The sequence below is a fragment of the Lutibacter maritimus genome, assembly GCF_900116115.1.
Lineage (GTDB): Bacteria > Bacteroidota > Bacteroidia > Flavobacteriales > Flavobacteriaceae > Lutibacter > Lutibacter maritimus.
Genome location: NZ_FOZP01000008.1, coordinates 202896 through 222059, shown reverse-complemented (window position 1 = coordinate 222059; position 19164 = coordinate 202896). Strand labels below are relative to the sequence as shown.

Below are 19164 nucleotides of genomic sequence, written 5' to 3'. Positions count from 1 at the left end.
TCTTACTTTTTCAATAATTTCCAAAGCACTTTTTACATCTTCTGTTAGCTTTGTATAATTTTTACTTGATAATATTTCTTTTGATATTAATTGTGATCCCATTCCAACACAAGTTACTCCTGCACTAAACCAGCTTTTTAGGTTTTCTTCTGTAGGTGAAACACCTCCTGTTGGCATTACACTCGTCCAAGGTTGTGGTCCTTTTATTCCTTTTACAAATTGTGGTCCGTAAATATCTCCAGGGAATAATTTTACAATTTCACAGCCCAATTCTTCTGCTCTAGCAATTTCTGTTAATGTTCCACAGCCTGGTGACCATAATACTTTGCGTCTATTACAAACTACTGCGATATCTTCTCTTAAAACAGGTGTTACTATAAAGTTTGCCCCTAAAGCCATATATAATGAAGCTGCGCCAGCATCGGTTACGGATCCAACTCCCATAATCATTCCTGGTAATTCTTTAATCGCATATTTGGTTAACTCTCCAAAAACTTCGTGTGCAAAATCACCTCGTGCCGTAAATTCCATCAATCTTGCTCCGCCATCATAACATGCCTTTAATACTTGTTTACTTACTTCTAAATCATTACTGAAAAATAAAGGAATCATCCCTGTTTCTTTCATTGCTGTTGCAACTTCTATTCTTGTAAATTGTGCCATTTTTTATTTATCTTTTTTTAATGAAGCTTTTCTTAAAATGGATTGTTGAGTCGTGTTTTCTACGACTCAACTTTCCGATTTAACCAAACTTAATTATAATACTTCTTTGTTATCGTGCTACTCTTCCTGAGGCATCACCACCCATTAATTTAGTTACTTCATCTACAGTTACTAAGTTGGCATCTCCTTTTATGGTGTGTTTTAAACAAGAGGCTGCTACTGCAAAGTCTAATGCGTTTTGATCATCATCTGGATACGTTAATAATCCGTAAATCAATCCGCCCATAAAACTATCTCCACCTCCAACTCTATCTACAATATCAGTAATTTGATACTGACGTGTTTGCAATAGTTGTTTTCCATCATATAAAACGCCGGCCCAAGTGTTATGAGATGCTGAAATTGAACCTCTTAACGTAGTAATTACTTTTTTAGCTCTTGGGAATTTCGCCATCATTTGCTGACAAACCGATAAAAACGCTTCTGCCTTTACATCATGTCCGTGTGTTTGAACTGCTGCTCCTTCTGGCTTAATGCCAAAGTGCATTTCTGCATCTTCTTCATTGCCTAAAATAACATCACAATACGATGTTAACTCGGTCATAATTGCTTCTCTATCTCCACCATATTTCCAAAGTTTTGCTCTATAGTTTAAATCTGTGGAAATGGTTAATCCTAATTTGCTGGCTGCTTTTACTGCCTCTAAACAAACATCCGCTGAACTTTGTGAAATTGCTGGAGTAATGCCTGTCCAATGAAACCACTCGGCTCCAGCAAAAACTTCCTCCCAATCTATCATGCCCAATTGAATTTCAGACATAGATGAATGTGCTCTATCATACACAACTTTTGAACCTCTACTAACTGCGCCTGTCTCTAAAAAGTAAATTCCTAAACGATCTCCTCCCCAAACAATCTTATCTACTCCAACGCCTCTTTTACGCATTTCCATCATCGCACATTCTCCAATGTCATTTTTTGGTAAACGTGTTACAAAATCTACTGAAACACCATAGTTGGCTAAAGAAACTGCTACGTTTGATTCTCCGCCTCCATAAACAACATCAAAATTGTCCGCTTGTGAAAATCTTAAAAATCCTTGTGGTGATAATCGCAACATAATCTCACCAAATGTTACTACTTTACTCATTTTATAATAATTATATTCCTAATGCTTGTCCACCTCCAATTTGGATAGTTTCTGCAGTGATAAAAGATGCATCTTTACTAGCTAAAAATGATACAACTGAAGCTACTTCTTCTGGTTGACCTAATCTACCTAATAAAATATTATTTTTCCAAGAAGCAAATACTTCTGGTTTTGTAGCTTTAATTTGAGCGTGGAAAGGAGTATCAATAGTACCTGGAGACACTGCATTTACTCTGATTCCATATTCAGCCAAATCTTTTGCCAAAGCTCTTGTAATTGCATGGACACCTGCTTTCGAAGTACCATAAATTCCAGCTCCTGGGCCTCCTGCATTCCATCCAGCATTTGAAGTATAGTTAATAATTGAAGCATTTTCTCCTTTTTTAAGGAACGGAATAGCCGCTCTTGAAGCGAAAAATACAGAATCAAGGTTTAATGCCATCACAAATCTATAGAACTCAGTTGTCATTTCTTCAAATCTAGATCTTCCACCTAAACCTCCAGCATTGTTCACAAGCACATCAATTCTACCGTATTTTTCACCAATTTTAGTGATATTTTCTGTTACCTCTTCATCTTTTGTTACATCAAATCCGTAATATTCAGCTGTAATCCCTTCAGTAGCAAGTTCATTAACTCTTTTTGCTCCTTCTTCATCTTCAATACCATTTAAAACAACAGTATATCCGTCTTTACCTAATCTTTTAGCTACTTCAAAACCAATTCCACCTGTGGCACCAGTAATTACAGCTACTTTACTATTTAAATTACTCATTATTTAATTTTTTAAATTCTATATAATTTTTTTATTTTTCTACTGATTGAATATTTCTTGCGAAATAATAAATGGCTCCAACTCCAAGCGGAACAAATATTGCAATAACAACAAAAATAGGTGTGTATGAGAAGTTATCTACAATAACTGGAACTAAAAAGTTCATTATAATTACGGATAATACTCCAATCATTCCTCCTAAGCCTGCTAATGATCCAACAGATTTTCCACTAAAAAAGTCACTTGGAAGTGTTTGTACATTACTAATAGCAAACTGAAATCCAAAAAGTACAAAGAATACAATAGCCACAAATTTTTCTGCAGTATCACCAATAAGTACAGTTGCTATTAGTCCTAATAACATAATAATGCCACCAATAAAAATTGTTGTTTTTCTTCCTTTATCTATTGAATTTGTTTTAGCAATAATTTTACCCGAAACATATCCACCAATTATACTTCCTGCAGCAGCACCTACATAAGGTACCCATAAGAACATTCCAACTTCTTTTACATTAAATCCATAAATATCAAAAAGATAAATTGGCATCCACGTAACAAATATCCACCAAATTGGTTCTAAAAAAAATCGACCAATAACTACAGCCCAAGATTCTTTATATGAAAGAATTTCTTTTAAACTTTTTCCCTTCGTTTCTTCTGTATCATTTTGGTCAGCTAAACTTTGACCTGCTAAGATATATTTTTGCTCTTCTTGTGTAATCCAAGGGTGTTTTTTTGGTCCTGCTTTGTTAATTAATAACCAAGGAATAATCCATAAAATACCAAAAGAACCTACTACCATAAATGTAATTCTCCAACCAAAAGCCACAAATAATGCAGCAATAAACGGTGGTGCAATTACAGAACCTATAGATGCTCCGGCATTAAATAACCCTTGAGCTATAGCTCTTTCTTTTATTGGAAACCATTCTGCATTACTTTTTACGCCTCCTGGCCAATTTCCAGCTTCAGATAAACCTAAAGTACTTCTGAAAAATGCAATCGAGAAAAATCCGCGAACCGTTGAATGTAGAAATGATGACAATCCCCAAACTCCAATACTAATAACATAACCAATACGAGTTCCAACTTTATCAAATAGTTTTCCTGAGAAAAGCTGACCTAAAGCATAGGCAACCATAAAAACATTCGATATTAACCCATAATGATACTTTGTTAAACCCAGAGATTGTGCTATTGAACCATCAATATCTTCACCACCCCACATAATGGAAAGTGCACTTCTATCTATATAGTTTATAACTGTGGCTAAAAATATTAATCCAATAATAACCCATCTTAATCCTTTAACTTTCATAAATTTTGAAATTTTACTTATAATTATATAATAATATTTTAATACTAAAAACAACTAAAATTGTTTTTAGTAAGATATTAATTGAAACGTTTACAAATTATAAACTAAATAGAAATTTTAATTGTAAGTGTACAATTCCCTCCTTATATTTTTAAAATTAAAACAAAAGCGTGCATTTTTGCTTTAACAATTTATTCGATATTATAACAGTACTGGTACAACATTTTAAAATGTACTTTTACTTTTTCTTTCGCCTCTATTGGATTTCGATTTTTAATAGCGTTATAAATATCTTGATGTTCTTTAATACCTGATCTTGCCATACCTTTATCACAAACATGATGCTTTTCGAAGTTTGTAATAATCTCAGGAGTAATCATTAACATTAATGCGTTTAAACTACTATTACCGCTAGCTTTAGCTATAGCTAAATGAAATAACAAATCTTCTTGCACGGCATCTTTACCGTTTAAAACTTTATCACTATAAGCTTCTAAAGCTTCTCTCATTTGCTTTAAATCTTCATCAGTTCTTCTTAAAGCTGCTAACCTTGCCGTTTTTAATTCTAATAAAATTCGAGTTTCAACTAATGATTTAAAGTCTGGTTCTTCTAACCTTAAAATATCATCAATCATCCCATTCATTGCAATAACACCAATATTTGCAACAAAAGTTCCGCTTTGAGGTATCGATTTTAACAATCCATAAAACTCTAATTTTTGAATTGCATCTCTAACATTACTTCTACTAACTTCAAATTTTTCGGACAATGATCTTTCTGAAGGTAGCTTATCTCCAGGTTCTAAATTTTTATAATTAATTAGGTCTCTAATTTTAGAGATTATTAATTTTTGAACTTCTCTATTATCACTTTTTGAAATGACCTCTAATTTCATACAATTACAGTTGGTTAACTAAATTTTATTATAAATTTAAAAAAAACTCTTTTAAAAAAACCTTTTATTAAAATTAATGCTAAAAGTACTATTTTTTTATTTTAGAATTACTGGTCTTTAAAAGTAAAGACCAGCTTTTCTTAACCAAAAATAGTAACTAATTCAAACCTATCAATTACATTATTAATGAGTTACCATTAACTCATAATATTTTACTTTAGCAAACGATTCTTTATCTTTAGACTGAAAATAATTTCCTGCTTTAAAATAATTTTCAAATATTCCCCATTTTTGAATATGAATACTTTCATATACAACTGAGGCTTTTTCATTTAAAATAACTTCCATTCTACCATTAGAAACTTTTATTTCTAATGTAAATTTATCAAAGCCAACATATTCAGGAAATGTATATCCACTATCATCACCCCAAGCTTCTTCATGTAACATTTCAGTATCTGTAGAATTTAAATCTTTCAATACTTTTGTTTTTATCCTTATTTGACCATTAACCCAAAATATTTTTAGCATTGGAGGTGCATTATTATCTGCAGCACCAATTAATTCTTTTTGGGCATTTGTTAAAATTCCATGAATTTGCATTATTATGGTTCTATAATAATTTCCACTAGCATCTTTAGACATTTCTGCAACTTCTAATGTTCCTTTCATGGTTCCTCCTTGCTCAAATGTCCAGTTTGTGCTATTACTTCCAGGTACTAATTGCTCTCTTAATTCGGTGCGCGAATAAGATGAATTAGCTGTTGAAGCATCTGGATAGGTGTAAAAAACTAAAGCTCCTTTTATTGAATCGTTGTAAAAAAATGGTTTTAACGTTTCATTTGTTGCATAACTCAAAATTTCTGGAGGTGCAACTTCAATTGGTCTACCTATTGGTAATGTCACTTTCCAATGGCTTAAATCAATTTTTGGCAGTTTAAACTCATTTTCGCTTCCACTTTGATTATCAGAATTTTCATTTTGATAATTTTCAAAAAAAGATAAATCATCTGCACTTTTTTCTTGACAACTTACTTGAAGATTCAAAGAAAGTATTGCAATAAATACTATACAATATTTAAAAAAATGTTTCATATAAATTTAAACTGCCAATTATAATTAATCTGCTACTCTAATACTAAAAGAGTCTAATCTACTTTCAGCTCCTTCATTAGTTACATAAATTGAAACAATAGTATTATTACCTGAATTAAATGGTAAATCTACTTGCACATAAGTACTATCATCTGTCTGATCAGTTCCTTTAAATGAAGCTATTGTTTGTGATGCAGCATTCGCACGATCTGTTAAAGCGCCTCCTAATACAGAAACAGTAATTGATCCAACTGGTGATGTTTTTATTGTATAATAATATGTTAAAACATAATCAGCGTTTGGAGAAACTTCTAATTCTTGATAAGCAATTCTAGTTCCATCTGATGGGAATTTTGCAGCCTGACTACCTTCGTAAACTGGACTACTTGTAATTTGCATTATCTCGCCCAAACTAGTTCTCCAAGAATCACGACCATCTCCAGTTCCATCTGGTAAATCATAATCTTCAAATCCAGCTTCTAAAATTGTCGGTAATAAAACCACAGGTTTTGGCGGTTTTACAACTGTTATTGTACTAGAATAAGTACTTGAAACACCTAATTTATCAGAGGCTGTTAAAGTAACAGTATATGTTCCTTCGCCGTCATAAACGTTAGCTCCATTAAAATCTGTTGATGTGTTTCCATCACCATAATCCCAAATATAATCTGTTGCACTTATAGATAAGTTATCAAATTTATATGTTAAATAATCACCATTTAATGATGCTGAAAAATTTGCTGATGGAGGTGTTAAATCTGCCATTGATCCTGCTTCTGGCAATTCAAATTGTTCACATGAATTTATTGAAGCAACAAGAATTATAGCACTTAAAAATGCGAATCCTTTATTTAATATTTTTTTACAATTTTGTATCATAATATCTGTTTTTTACCTTATCATTAATTAAATTAATAACCAGGGTTTTGAGTTAATTTTCCAAAACTCACCCCTATTTCTCTCTCTGGTATTGGCAACAACAAATCTGATGTAGTAAACACAATACCGTTTGCAGTAGCAAAATCACTTAATACTTGTTCAGCAACTCCTAATCTAACTAAATCAAAAAATCGGTGGTTTTCAAAAGCTAACTCTACACGTCTTTCATTTAATAAATCTTCTTTAGTAATATTTGAACCTGTTGGTAAGCCTGCACGATCTCTTACTTTTTTAAATGATGCTATAGCGCTTGAGCTACTTGTTACATCTCCACCAGCTAAAATAGCTTCCACGTGCATTAATAGTACATCTGCCAATCTTAACACAATCCAATCATTTCCATTTTGTTGGTTAGCTGTTGAGTTAGAAACAAATTTTCCACATCTATAATCTTGCAATGGATCTGGTATTGCTGGTGCTGTACTAGTATCATCATAAATTAAAGAAGTTGATGTTCTGGCAGCACCTCCATAATTATTAAATGCTGTAATTAATTCAGGAGTTGCATAATTTAAACCTCTAACTCTACCATTTTGAGTGAACTCTAAACTAAAGTCTTGACTATTATCAGCAATATCATTTACATATTCAATTGCAAAAAGTATTTCACTGTTTCTTTCTGTATAAAAAACATCTCTAAAAGTTGGAGCTAAAGCTATACCACTAGTTCCAATTACATCTTCACATAAATCTTGTGCATCACCATAATTTTTTAATGTTAAATATACTTTTGCTAAAAGTGCTTGAGCAGCTACTTTTGATGCTCTACCTTTATATGTATTATCTAAATTTTGAATTGCAGTTTGTAAATCACTAATTATTAAAGCATATATATCTGCAGTACTATCTCTATCAAAATATTCTGTATCTGTTGGGCCGATAACTTTATCAATTAAAGGTACATCACCAAATAATCTAACTAAATTAAAATAGCTTAATGCTCGTGTAAATTTAGCTTCTCCTTCAAATTTTGGTGCAGAGTCACCAGCGGCGTCTAAATTTTCTAAAACTGTGTTAGCTCTAAAAATTACATTGTAAAACATTGCCCAATAATCTGCAACGGTACTATTTGTAGATTTTACATTTAAATCTTCAAACTGTGCCCAATCTCCTTCACTACTTCTAGTTTTAGTATTATCGGATCTCATTTCAGTAATAGCAAATTCTCTTTGAACTGCTAACTGTAAACCATCATAAATATTTACAACGGCTGCCTGTACTTCAGCTTCATTTTTATAAAATCCATTACTTCCAATTGATGAAACTGGAGTTGGGTCTAAATAGTCTTCACCACAAGATGAGATTAATATCCCCATTACAAGTAATGTTATGATTTGTATTTGTTTCATAATATTATTTTTAATTTTTTTATTTATACCTTAAAACTCTAAATTTAAACCAACAGAAATAGTTTGTGATACTGGTGCACCACCTAAATGATACCCATATTGAGTAACTGTATTATAACCATGCATTGCTTCTGGATTAGCACCTGTATAATTATCTGCTGTTAAGAACAATAAATTTTGTCCTGTTGCATAAATTCTAGCACTACTTAATTGAAATTTCTTCAATATACTTTCTGGAAGTTTATAGCCAATATTTACGTTTCTAAGTGCAACAAAAGATGCATTTTGAATAATATCACTTGTAAATATTTTTTCTTGGATAAATCCTTGATTAGGAGTAATAGCTGGATCAAAATCCATTCCGCTATTAAAATGATTGTAATAATATTGTACTTCCATGTTTCTAATTTCAGCTCCGTGACTTCCTTGGAACATAAAGCTAAAATCAAAATCACCTAAAACAAATTCATTTGATAAACTCCAAACAATGTCTGGATATGGATCACCTAATATTGTTTTATCATCAGCATCAATAAGTCCATCACCATTTAAATCTTTTACATAAACATCTTGTGCTTGACCACCTACAACTGCCCATGGATCTTTTAAATATTCTGTTGGAATTTGTTTGTCAACTACATATCCGTAAAAAGATGAAATTGGGTGACCAACAAGGTTTATCCACTCTGAAGCTCTTTTTTCATCAACACTTGATATTAATCCATTAGCTGTACCAAAATCTAATAAAGTGTTTTTGTTTCTTGATGCTAAAATTGAAGTATTCCAACTAAATTTATCTTTTGATATATTTCTAGTTCTTAACTCTAATTCAAAACCTGCGTTTTCAACTTGACCAAGGTTTACATCTGTGTTTGTAAAACCTGTAACCGAAGGAATATCTAAGAATAGTAATAAATTATCACTTGTTCTATTATAATAGTCTATAGAACCTGAAATTCTATTATTAAAGAATCCGAAATCAACACCTGGGTTCCATTCTATAGAACGTTCCCATTGTAAATCTGGGTTAGAAATATTTGCAGGATTAAAAGATGAAGTTACGCTTCCATTTACAACTGCTGATGAAGTTTCTAATAAAGCTAAGTATTTGTATTCATCAATAGCATCAGTACCTGTTACCCCATAACTAAATCTAACTTTTAAATTAGAAATAATGTCGCTGTCTTTTAAGAAGTCTTCTTTATATGCATTCCAACCAACTGAAGCTGCAGGGAAATTACCATATTTTTTGTCAGGACCAAAAACAGAACTACCATCACGTCTCATACTTAATGATACTAAATATTTACCATCATATGCATAATTAACTCTTCCTAAAAATGACAACATTCTTCTATCAATTTCGTATGATGTTGCATTTGAAATAATTGTTGCAGCATTTAAAGTTTCAATATAATCAAACTCATATCCAATACCAGTTGTTTCTGTTCTAAAAGTATTTTCTTTTTGAGCTGAAACACCCACTACTGCATTAATTTCGTGTTTTCCAAATTCTTTGTTGTATAAGAATAAGTTATCATTTACTAATGAAATTTCATGAGTACTTCTAAATCTTGAACTTGCTCTATCTTTACCTGTTGAGTGTTGTAATACACCAATATATCTTTCATCTCTATTTGCACGGTATGAACCTCCTAAAGATGTTTTAAAGCTTAGGTTATCTGTTAAATTATATTGTAAATATAAATTACCTGATAAGCTAAATCTGTCTTCATTAAAATTAACCTCATTAAACTGTGCAAAAGGGTTTGAATCTCCAGAATATCTGATGCTAGTGTTTTTTGTAACACCATCAATAGTTACAGGATAATCTCTAAACATATCTTGCATTGCATAATCACCTACTTGAACGTTTGCATATTTACCGTTAGAATATGTTCTATTTACAAATTGAATAGTATGCTCATCTAAATAAATTGGCAACCAAGGTCCTTGACGTAATACTCCATAAGTATCTCCATCTAAACGTCTTCTTTCTGTAAATGAAGGAGATAGGTTTGCTCCAAATGAAACTTTGTCACTAACTTTAGTATCAACTTTTAGTTTTAAATTGTATTTTTTGTAATCATCAGTTATAATAACACCTTCATCATGTAAATATCCTAAAGATGCTGAGAATTTTGTTTTATCAGTACCTCCACGCACACTTAAGTTATGGCTTGTTATAGTACCACCGTCATATATATCATCTTGCCAATTATGGTCAACTCCTAATAAATTTTTAAAAGTTGTAGGATACGAAAGTGTACCGGTTGCTGCTAGTTCCATTGCTGTCCATTCTTTTAATGACATATTGTAATTGTCATTTGTTGGTACAGATTTAAAACCTGTAAAAGTACTTAAGCTAAATCTTACTTTACCTTCTTTTCCTTGCTTAGTGGTAACCATAATTACACCATTTGCTCCTTGAGAACCATAAATTGCAGAAGATGCAGCATCTTTTAATACTTCAATAGATTCAACATCGTTCATATTTAAATTTCCAAAAAACTCAATATCAACAGGCACTCCATCTATAACCAATAATGGGTTTGATGATGCGTTAATAGATCCAACACCTCTAATACGGATAGTTGGAGCCTCACCAGCTTCCGGATTTGTAGCTTGAATATTTACACCTGAAACTTGCCCAACTAAAGCGTCATCAGCTCTTGCGGTTGCAATTTGATCTAGGCTTTCGTTAACAACTTTTGAAATTGAACCACTTAAATGTGATTTTCTTTGAGTTCCATAACCTACAACAACAATTTCATCTAAAGTATTTGTTGATTCGGATAAAACAATTGTAACATCTTTTTGATTAGCAATTGGAACTAACTTGGTAGTAAATCCTAAAAAAGAAATTTCTAATACATCACCTGAAGTTATATTTAAAGAAAATTTACCATCAAAATCAGTTGAAGTACCTTTAGTACTTCCTTTAATAATTATACTAGCACCAGGAATTGGTGAATTATCAGTTTGGGACAATACTGTACCAGTAATTGTAAAGCTACTCTGAGCAATTAAAGTAATATTTACCAAAAATATTACCAGAAGCGTTAGCTTGATTTTTAAATTCATAATAAAATTTTTATGTTTGAGTTTAGTTTTAATTAATATGCTTGAATATTAATTTTTTAGAATAGATTTTTAAATCTTGTTTAATCTTCCACCTTTTAAAAACACAGCAATTCTGAATTTATGAATTGTTTTTTGTAACTTTGTTAAATCGTGTTTTTATAAAAGTAATAACATGTAATTTTAATTTTACTTCCCTCCTAAAAGAAGTAAATTTTTTAAGAAAGGATAGGCGTGCACCTGTCCTTTTTTTTTATTTAAAGATTTTTAACATTTCATTTATTAACACAGTTTTAATTATTAATATTATATTTTTTTGGTTATCCAAACTGGTTTACCAATTTGGATAACCAAATATATATTAAATAAATGTTAAAAAAAAATATTGGAAACATTATTTTTAAACAATTAACGAAAATATTCGAAACTACGCTAAATATCTAACTGTGTGCGATATAATGTATTAATTACGCTTAAAAGTTATCCTTTTTTAGGCGCCATGAAATCTTCTCTTATTGGACTAAATACATCAATTAAAATACCTCCTTTTTTGCAAATGGCTCCGTGAAGTACATTTGGCGGAATATAAACTGAATCACCTTCTTTTACAATTTTTGTTTCATCACCAATTGAAAATTCAAATTCTCCACTTGCTACATAAGTAACTTGTGAATGATAATGCTCATGTTTATAACCAATACCACCTTCATCAAAATTTACTTTAACAAGCATGATTTTATCATCATAACCCATTATTTTACGCTTAACACCTTCACCTACAACTTCCCATTCTTGGTTTTCATCTAATAAAAACTCTTTACTTGATCCAAAACTTTCCATATATTTCTAGTTTAATTTAAATTATTAAAATGATAAGCACCAGTCCATTCAACCAACTTATCCTCTATTACTATTTTATGATTTGATGTTTTTGAAGCATCATTTAATGATACTGCAACTAATTTTTTGTTGTTATTTACAGTTTCTATTGAAATTGCAATATAATTTTCATTAGCAAATACAACTCTAATATTTTTTATTGTACTAAAAGCATTTGTAGCTATTTCACTAACAGGACTATAATGTCCGTGTGATTCTATTACCGAAATAAACTGAGCATTTTTAGTGTTTTTCTTTCTAACAATAAATCCAGAATCTTTACGTAAATTAAAATTAGGATCATTAGCTCCAATACTCGTAAATATTAGCGAATCATTTTCAGAAACTAACGTTGTAAGCGTATAAAAACGCTCTTTATTTAACCAAGTTATTTTTGCATTGTTATTTGTTGAACTGCCAACACCTTCATTCCATAAATGCTGATAACCATTTGCATTTCCTAATGGACATAAAAATTTTGGAGTAGTATAGTTAAAGTTGGTAGAAATTAATTGTCCCAAATAATAAAATGGTAAATCGTATTGATTCTCTTTTGATGATGTTACATTAAAAATATCTAATAAAATAGGATTTTCAAAATCTTCATCCTTCAATAAAAATTGAATTCTATGCAATTCAGTTCCTGGATATGCGTTTGGTTCTTTTGCACTAACAACCTGTATATTTGGGTTTGATATATCAAACAAATATTTATTAGAATGATTTAAACTTCCTGTTTCAAAATCTCCTCCAAAATGTGAAGTTTCATTTTGAACAATGGTATTATGTGCAATTGTTTGCTTTGCCCAAGTAGTATTTTCTTTTAAATAATTACCACCACCTTTTTGTTGAATATTTACAAAACGTGTTAAGCCGTAATCTTGTAAAATTTCGTTTCCTCCTTCATAATATGAAAATGACAATTTATCATAATGTCCGTGACTTAATCCTTGAGCAGAATATTTTGCGACTAATGTTAACTCATCATTTGATCCTTTTGCTCTTAAAATTCCAATACCACCTTTTAAACCATCAGCTCCATCACTATATTCAACAGATTTTTTAACAAAAGGTTTTGCCAAACCTTCTCTAACCCCAATAGCTACAGCTAAACCTGTTTCATCTAACAAAACTTCACCTTGTTCTTTGGCTATTGATAATAATTCTGGATTATTTTCTCCAAAAAAGTAAGCAATATCAACCGATGAAACCAACTCACGAGAGTAATAAGACATTCCTTTTTGTCCATCATTTAAAGGAAAAAATTCTCCATCAGCATCTGTTAAATTTAATAATGTAGTTACTGATTTTAGTAAAACCCCATTTTTATATTCAAAAATTTTCATTTCAGGTTTAACATTGTGTAACGCTTCGGCAAAAACTAAAAATGGATACATTGCATAACGCTGATAATATGGACCTTCAGTATAATAACCATCTGGTGAAAAAGGTTCATCAATGTTTGCTAAAAAACCTACTTTTTGTCCTTCTTTTTTAATAAATCCACCATCATTATCTTTTGCATTAGGATCAATATTATCTACTTTTAAACCATGTAAAGATCTGTTTAATAATTCATTATCATCCATTACTAAAGCAATCATTCCAACTGCTACATTCCCCCAAGTACTATGGTTATGCACTCTGTTAAAAAATTGAGGATTTCCTTTAGAGATAAAATCTGCATAAGGTTTAAATAAATTATTTTCTAATTGTTTTCTTTCTTTTAACGTTAAATAATTATATACACAATCATAAGCTTGACTAACATAAACCAACCAATTAGAATCATTTAAACATTGCCAAAAAAGTTTACCACGGGCATACGAACGAGTTTGTGGATGAATTGGTAAGGTTGGATACATTTTTTCATAAGCAAATAACATATCCTTTACGTATTTGGCATATTTTTCATCATCTAAAATTTGATATAAAACACCTGCTTTTTGAACAATTAAAAAATTCTTTTTATGACGTTCATGCGTATATCCTCCAGAAAAATCTTTTGGAATAGGTACTTCTATACCGTTTAAAATTTCTGCATCAACCTCAGCTTTAACTTTTGCTAGTGTAGCATCAAAAAGTGGTACTTTTCCTAATTCTGCTCTAATTTTTACAACACCTTTTTGTGTTAAAATTAAATTTGGATGTACATTATTTGTTGTCTTTTTTGATGAAACTTTAGTTTGTGCGCTGCATGAGACATTTATTAAAAGTAAAGCAACTATTAAAATTTGACTATTTTTTATAAAGTTCATTTATTCGTTTTTATTTAAAAATTATTAAAGAATTAAAGTTTACTTGATGAAAATCATTTTAAAAAAGTGATTTATTAGGCAATAACTAATTCAATTTAAGTAAATAACTGCCTCATCTCCAATATTTAAATTAATTTTAGAAGTCATTTTTTGAGCATTAACAAAACATTCCTTAAAACCACTAAGTTGAAGTTGAATATCTTTATCACCAATTAATTGAACAATCACTTTATTGCCTTTATTTATAATATAAAAATCAGCTTTGTTAGATGTTTCAATTTTAAAATCGCCAAAAGTAATTTTATTGACTGAAAATGCTAACAATTTATTTTCTTTTGAAAGGGAAACAAGATTATCTCCTTCAAAAGTCCAATTTGAATCATTTAATTTCCAACCATTAAAAACTTTGTTTTTTAAAGTTTCATCTATTCTATTTTCAAATCCTTTATACGGATAAATAACCGTAATAAAGCTAAAATTAGTTACGTTGTTTTTAGAAACTACAGACCATTGTTTACCTCTTGCTCCTGAAGATTTTACCTCATCAACTGTTATTAATTGAAAAATATCATTTCCGGTAGCATCATCAAAAGTTGCACGCAATAATTTTGGAGAATTTTCTAAGGAATAATGTCCTTGCCAAACTTGTTTATACAAATGTGTATTTTCAGATGCAAAATTATCTTTTACAATCCAAAATTCATTAGTTACAGATATTACTTGTCTAGAATAATCTACACCAATATTATTAAATCCGTTGTGTGAACCTACAAAATATTCAATTTCATCTCCAGTTTTCCACATAATTGTAGTTGGTTTTGGTAATTTACCAAACTTTCCAAAACCACTTCCACCTTGATTTCCTTTATATTTTTTTCCTTGCAACTCATCATCAACCAAAGCTACATTTTTGACTGTTGAATTTTTAAAAAACTCATAATCAGGTAATGAATAACGCACTTGGTAATTTGGTAAAATCACTTTTTCAAAAGCCATAGCTTGTATTCCTAACATATCTCCATGCTGATGGTCTGGTTTTTCTTTATCTAATCCAGCGGTAACAACCATCATTTTATCGCCTGCATTCCATCCTTCTCTAAAAATATAATACCCAGTAGTTGGAAATGAAACTGAGTTGATTTCTGGTTGTTTGCTTTTTATAGTATTTAGCATAGCTAACTGTTCATCATTTAAAAACCAATACATATTAGCATCAACAGAATTTTTAGCAAAATAACCCATTTCAGCATCGCCAAACAGCAAATAACCTAATGTTAATGCTCCAGATATATCATTTTTTTCAGCCCAAGGATTATCAGTATCATCCTGTAGAACAGGAGCATAACCATTTGGATAAGCAATTTTTACCAATGTTGTAAATAATGATTTTAGTTTATTTTCCCAAAACTCATTAATTTTAAGGCTACTTGTTTTAGCCAATTGGTAAACATAATAATAGTTATCAATATCGCTCATATGATAATGAATACTTCGCTCAAACTGAAAACCATCATCATTAATTTCTTTCGCTAAATGCTCTTCTAACAATTTCATAGAACGATTGTACCATAAATCTGTACCTTCAAAATCTCTAAACAATATTGATAGCATTGCTAAAGCCGACATTCCTCTGGTTTGATGATTTCCAGGAACAAATGAGTCATTTTCAGCATACAAGTTTGCACCGTGCTGCAATAAAGTTGCAATTGTTGTTAATTGATCTTCATCAGAATATTGTTCTTCACCTAGAAAAAAAGAATGAATTTGTAACCAATTTAATACACGATAACCAGAACGGAAAGCTTCATAAGTACCATTTCCATCTTCCATTTGCTCAAATTGATTGGAATTTAATGCAGTATTTAAAGATTTTAATTGATTTTTGAAATAATTTAAATATGCTGGGTTTTTACCAGTATAATGATATTGAAAAGCTATATCAACCATTTTATGTTGACGTGCCAAATGCCTCACTGCATATGCATTCACTTCTTGTCCGTTTAAATAATTAAACGGCAATTTCCATTTTGTAGTTGCAGAAAATTTTGACATATGATCAGCAGACCTTTCATCATGTACCTTTTTAGAATTTGGATAATATTCCTGGTATTTTTGAAATCTGACATCAAAATTTTTCCAATTAAAAAAATAGCGTTCAGCAAATTTTTCTCTAAAATATGCTGCTAATTCATTGTTAGAAATATTTCTTTTATTTTTAAAAGTAGCTTTAACATCTGCTTTTAAAAAATTTGCCAATTTATCATTTCTAATTATTGAACTCTCAGAAATTTTCTGTGAAAATCCAATAAAACTTATCAATAATACGACAACTAAAAATGAATATTTTAATTTCATTATAAAATTTTATACGTTATTTAAAAACATCTTTTTAACACAGCATTTAAACCAAAAGTTAATACATTAATTTCAATTTTAAATTTTGTTGAATTTCAAATTTTCCAGAGTTTGAAATTGTGTTATTTAAAGGTTTTTGTCCTTTTTCTCCCCATAAAATGGCAATTAATTTTACAGGATTATTTAAAAATTTATTGTTTGAAATCTCTACATTTACTATTCCTCTTGATTTTATTAGAATATTTGTTTCTTCTAATTTTCCACAATTTGTAAACTCACTATTTGTAATTTTTAAGTTTCCTCCAATTGTAGACTCATCATAACCTCCTCTATAATAATTGATTACATTTTTTTGAACCCCTTCAAACTTAGAATCTTTTACAAATAAAAACTCTGCATTATAATCACCTTTATCTTCAATTTCTTCAGCTAGCTGAATACCATTTATACAGTTTTTAATTGTTGAATTTGCAACATAAACTGTATCAGCAAAAGAACCTTTAGAGACTTTTAAAACACTTTTAAAATTATTTATTTCTGAATTTTTAATCCAAATATTAAATGCACTTGACATATTTTTATCAAGAGTTGCTATTGCATCTTGATCAGAATTTCCATCAAGTAAAATATTTTCCAAGATTAAATTTCCTTTAGGATGCATTTGAAATGCCGCACCTTGTTTATTTTCAATAAAATTTAATATAGTTTTTGAAGTGCTGTCTGCTGATTTTAAAGTAATTCTTTTATTAATTACTAACGATTGGTTTACATTATAAACTCCTGTATTTAAAACAATTACATCACCAGCACTAGCATTTTGAATTTCATTTTGCAAATTTACATCCGAAGATACATTTATTATTTTTGCATCTTGTTTTACTTTTTCAACCGTAAACCAATTTGGTCCGTAAGCTTTTTTATTTATTTTTATTTTATTCTCATTTACAGGCACAAGAATTGCACCAACGGCGTTTAATTCTCTTCTAACATTTCCAAATAAATCGGTTTTAATAGTATCAAAATCAAATCCAACGTATACATCTTCATTGTTTTGTGTTGGTACATATAACCAATCTAACAACTTATTTACTTCAAAATTTTTGGTAATTATACCATCACTTTTAACGTCGCTTTTATTGTCACTATTTATAAGATTATTTTTAAAAGTTACACCATCAACTTTGTCATAATTTACAATTGGATATTCACCATTTGTTTCATTATAAATTAAATTATTGGCTACAATTGTTCGTTCTGGTCTTTCAGAACGAATTTCAGAAGCAGGTAAAACATCTTTTTTATCAACATTTGCACCCACACTAAAATTAAATGGCGATTTACAATTTATGTATGAATTGTATGCAACAACAACATCTGTAACTTGGTTATATCTATTTAATGGTGATTTAGGAATTCCATTCATTACTGCCAATGCGCTTCTAAATTCAGAACCATTAATTTTATAAAAATAATTATTGGTAATCCAATGTCCTGTATTTATAACACGTATTCCTCCAATAAAATTTGAATTATCATTTCCTATAAAAATATTACCATCAATTGTTGCATAATTTCCATGACGCAACACTAGGGAGCCTTCACATTCAAAGAAAATATTATTTCTAAATTCATTGTTATTTGATTTGCTTGAAATAATTTCAACCTCACCATTACAGCGATCAAAATAATTATTTGAAACTATTGTATTAGATGGAGTCATAGACGTTCCACTATCTCCAATTTGCAATGTTTCTCCGTGCGGACCACCTTTTCTTGGACGAGGACCGAAGTAATTGTTTATAATTTTATGATAGTTTTTTATATGTTCATTTCCTTTTAAAAAAACTCGAATAGTAGGACCAAAATTAGACTTCCCAGCTAAATAACAATTACTTAACTCGTTATTTCTTCCCCAAAACTCTACCCAATGATCTGTATCCTCTTTATTAGGTTGTGTATAATCTTCAATAACACAATTGGTAACTTTACAATTATTTGCAAAAGTTTCCTTATCGGCAAAAAATTCAATTACTGTTTTAGAAGGTGTGTATCCATTTCTAAAATACAAACCACTAACTTCTAAGTACTTCCCTCCTATTTTTAAGTTAGAAGCGCCTTCAATAAAAACTTCACCTGCAGTTTCTGCCTTTAATTTAATTGGGTTGTCTAAAGTCCCTTCACCTTTAAAAACTAACTCAACATCTTTCCAAATTCCGTTTGCCAAAACAATTTCATCACCAGCTTTTGCGTTTGTTACAGCATTATTGTATTCATCAACATTATGAACTAACACAATAGAAACTACTGATTTTTGACAAGAAATACTAATTGAAAAAATAATAAAAAAGCATAAATAATATAATAATTTTGATTTCATATTAAAAAAATATAATTGGTTTACCA

13 protein-coding genes are annotated in these 19164 nt (G+C 30.1%); all 13 read right to left on the bottom strand.

Annotated elements, in window-relative coordinates; genetic code table 11:
- Positions 1-663 (bottom strand): bifunctional 4-hydroxy-2-oxoglutarate aldolase/2-dehydro-3-deoxy-phosphogluconate aldolase (locus BM335_RS13800; protein WP_090221647.1); only part of this gene is annotated, 663 nt, incomplete at its 3' end.
- 109 nt (positions 664-772) lie between these two features.
- A complete protein-coding gene (locus BM335_RS13795) occupies positions 773-1813 on the bottom strand; it encodes a sugar kinase (RefSeq protein ID WP_090221646.1) in 1041 nt (346 codons plus the stop codon).
- Between the two features lie 10 nt (positions 1814-1823).
- Positions 1824-2588, bottom strand: coding sequence for an SDR family NAD(P)-dependent oxidoreductase (locus BM335_RS13790; protein WP_090229397.1), 765 nt, complete (start codon positions 2586-2588; stop codon positions 1824-1826).
- A gap of 31 nt (positions 2589-2619) precedes the next feature.
- Positions 2620-3909, bottom strand: a complete 1290-nt coding sequence (locus tag BM335_RS13785) for an MFS transporter (RefSeq protein ID WP_090229394.1) — start codon at positions 3907-3909, stop codon at positions 2620-2622.
- Between the two features lie 191 nt (positions 3910-4100).
- The gene (locus BM335_RS13780) at positions 4101-4805 is read right to left on the bottom strand and encodes a FadR/GntR family transcriptional regulator (RefSeq protein ID WP_090229390.1); all 705 of its coding nucleotides are present in this window, start codon (positions 4803-4805) and stop codon (positions 4101-4103) included.
- Between the two features lie 183 nt (positions 4806-4988).
- Complete coding sequence (locus tag BM335_RS13775) at positions 4989-5900, bottom strand: polysaccharide lyase family 7 protein (protein WP_090229386.1); 912 nt, start codon at positions 5898-5900, stop codon at positions 4989-4991.
- A 24-nt stretch (positions 5901-5924) separates the two neighbouring features.
- Positions 5925-6779: a PKD domain-containing protein gene (locus tag BM335_RS13770; RefSeq protein WP_090229381.1), complete on the bottom strand. Its 855-nt coding sequence runs from the start codon at positions 6777-6779 to the stop codon at positions 5925-5927.
- A 32-nt stretch (positions 6780-6811) separates the two neighbouring features.
- A complete protein-coding gene (locus BM335_RS13765) occupies positions 6812-8188 on the bottom strand; it encodes a RagB/SusD family nutrient uptake outer membrane protein (RefSeq protein ID WP_090229375.1) in 1377 nt (458 codons plus the stop codon).
- 30 nt (positions 8189-8218) lie between these two features.
- Positions 8219-11272 (bottom strand): SusC/RagA family TonB-linked outer membrane protein, encoded by a 3054-nt coding sequence (locus tag BM335_RS13760; RefSeq protein ID WP_090229372.1) that lies wholly within the window; start codon positions 11270-11272, stop codon positions 8219-8221.
- Between the two features lie 477 nt (positions 11273-11749).
- Positions 11750-12109 carry a cupin domain-containing protein gene (locus BM335_RS13755; RefSeq protein WP_090229367.1) on the bottom strand — a complete coding sequence of 120 codons (360 nt, stop codon included), beginning with the start codon at positions 12107-12109 and terminating at the stop codon, positions 11750-11752.
- Between the two features lie 11 nt (positions 12110-12120).
- Positions 12121-14406, bottom strand: a complete 2286-nt coding sequence (locus tag BM335_RS13750; RefSeq protein ID WP_090229356.1) for an alginate lyase family protein — start codon at positions 14404-14406, stop codon at positions 12121-12123.
- A 90-nt stretch (positions 14407-14496) separates the two neighbouring features.
- Positions 14497-16761 (bottom strand): heparinase II/III family protein, encoded by a 2265-nt coding sequence (locus BM335_RS13745; protein ID WP_090229353.1) that lies wholly within the window; start codon positions 16759-16761, stop codon positions 14497-14499.
- Positions 16762-16819: 58 nt separating this feature from the next.
- A complete protein-coding gene (locus BM335_RS13740) occupies positions 16820-19138 on the bottom strand; it encodes a chondroitinase-B domain-containing protein (protein ID WP_090229348.1) in 2319 nt (772 codons plus the stop codon).
- Positions 19139-19164 lie beyond the last annotated feature (26 nt).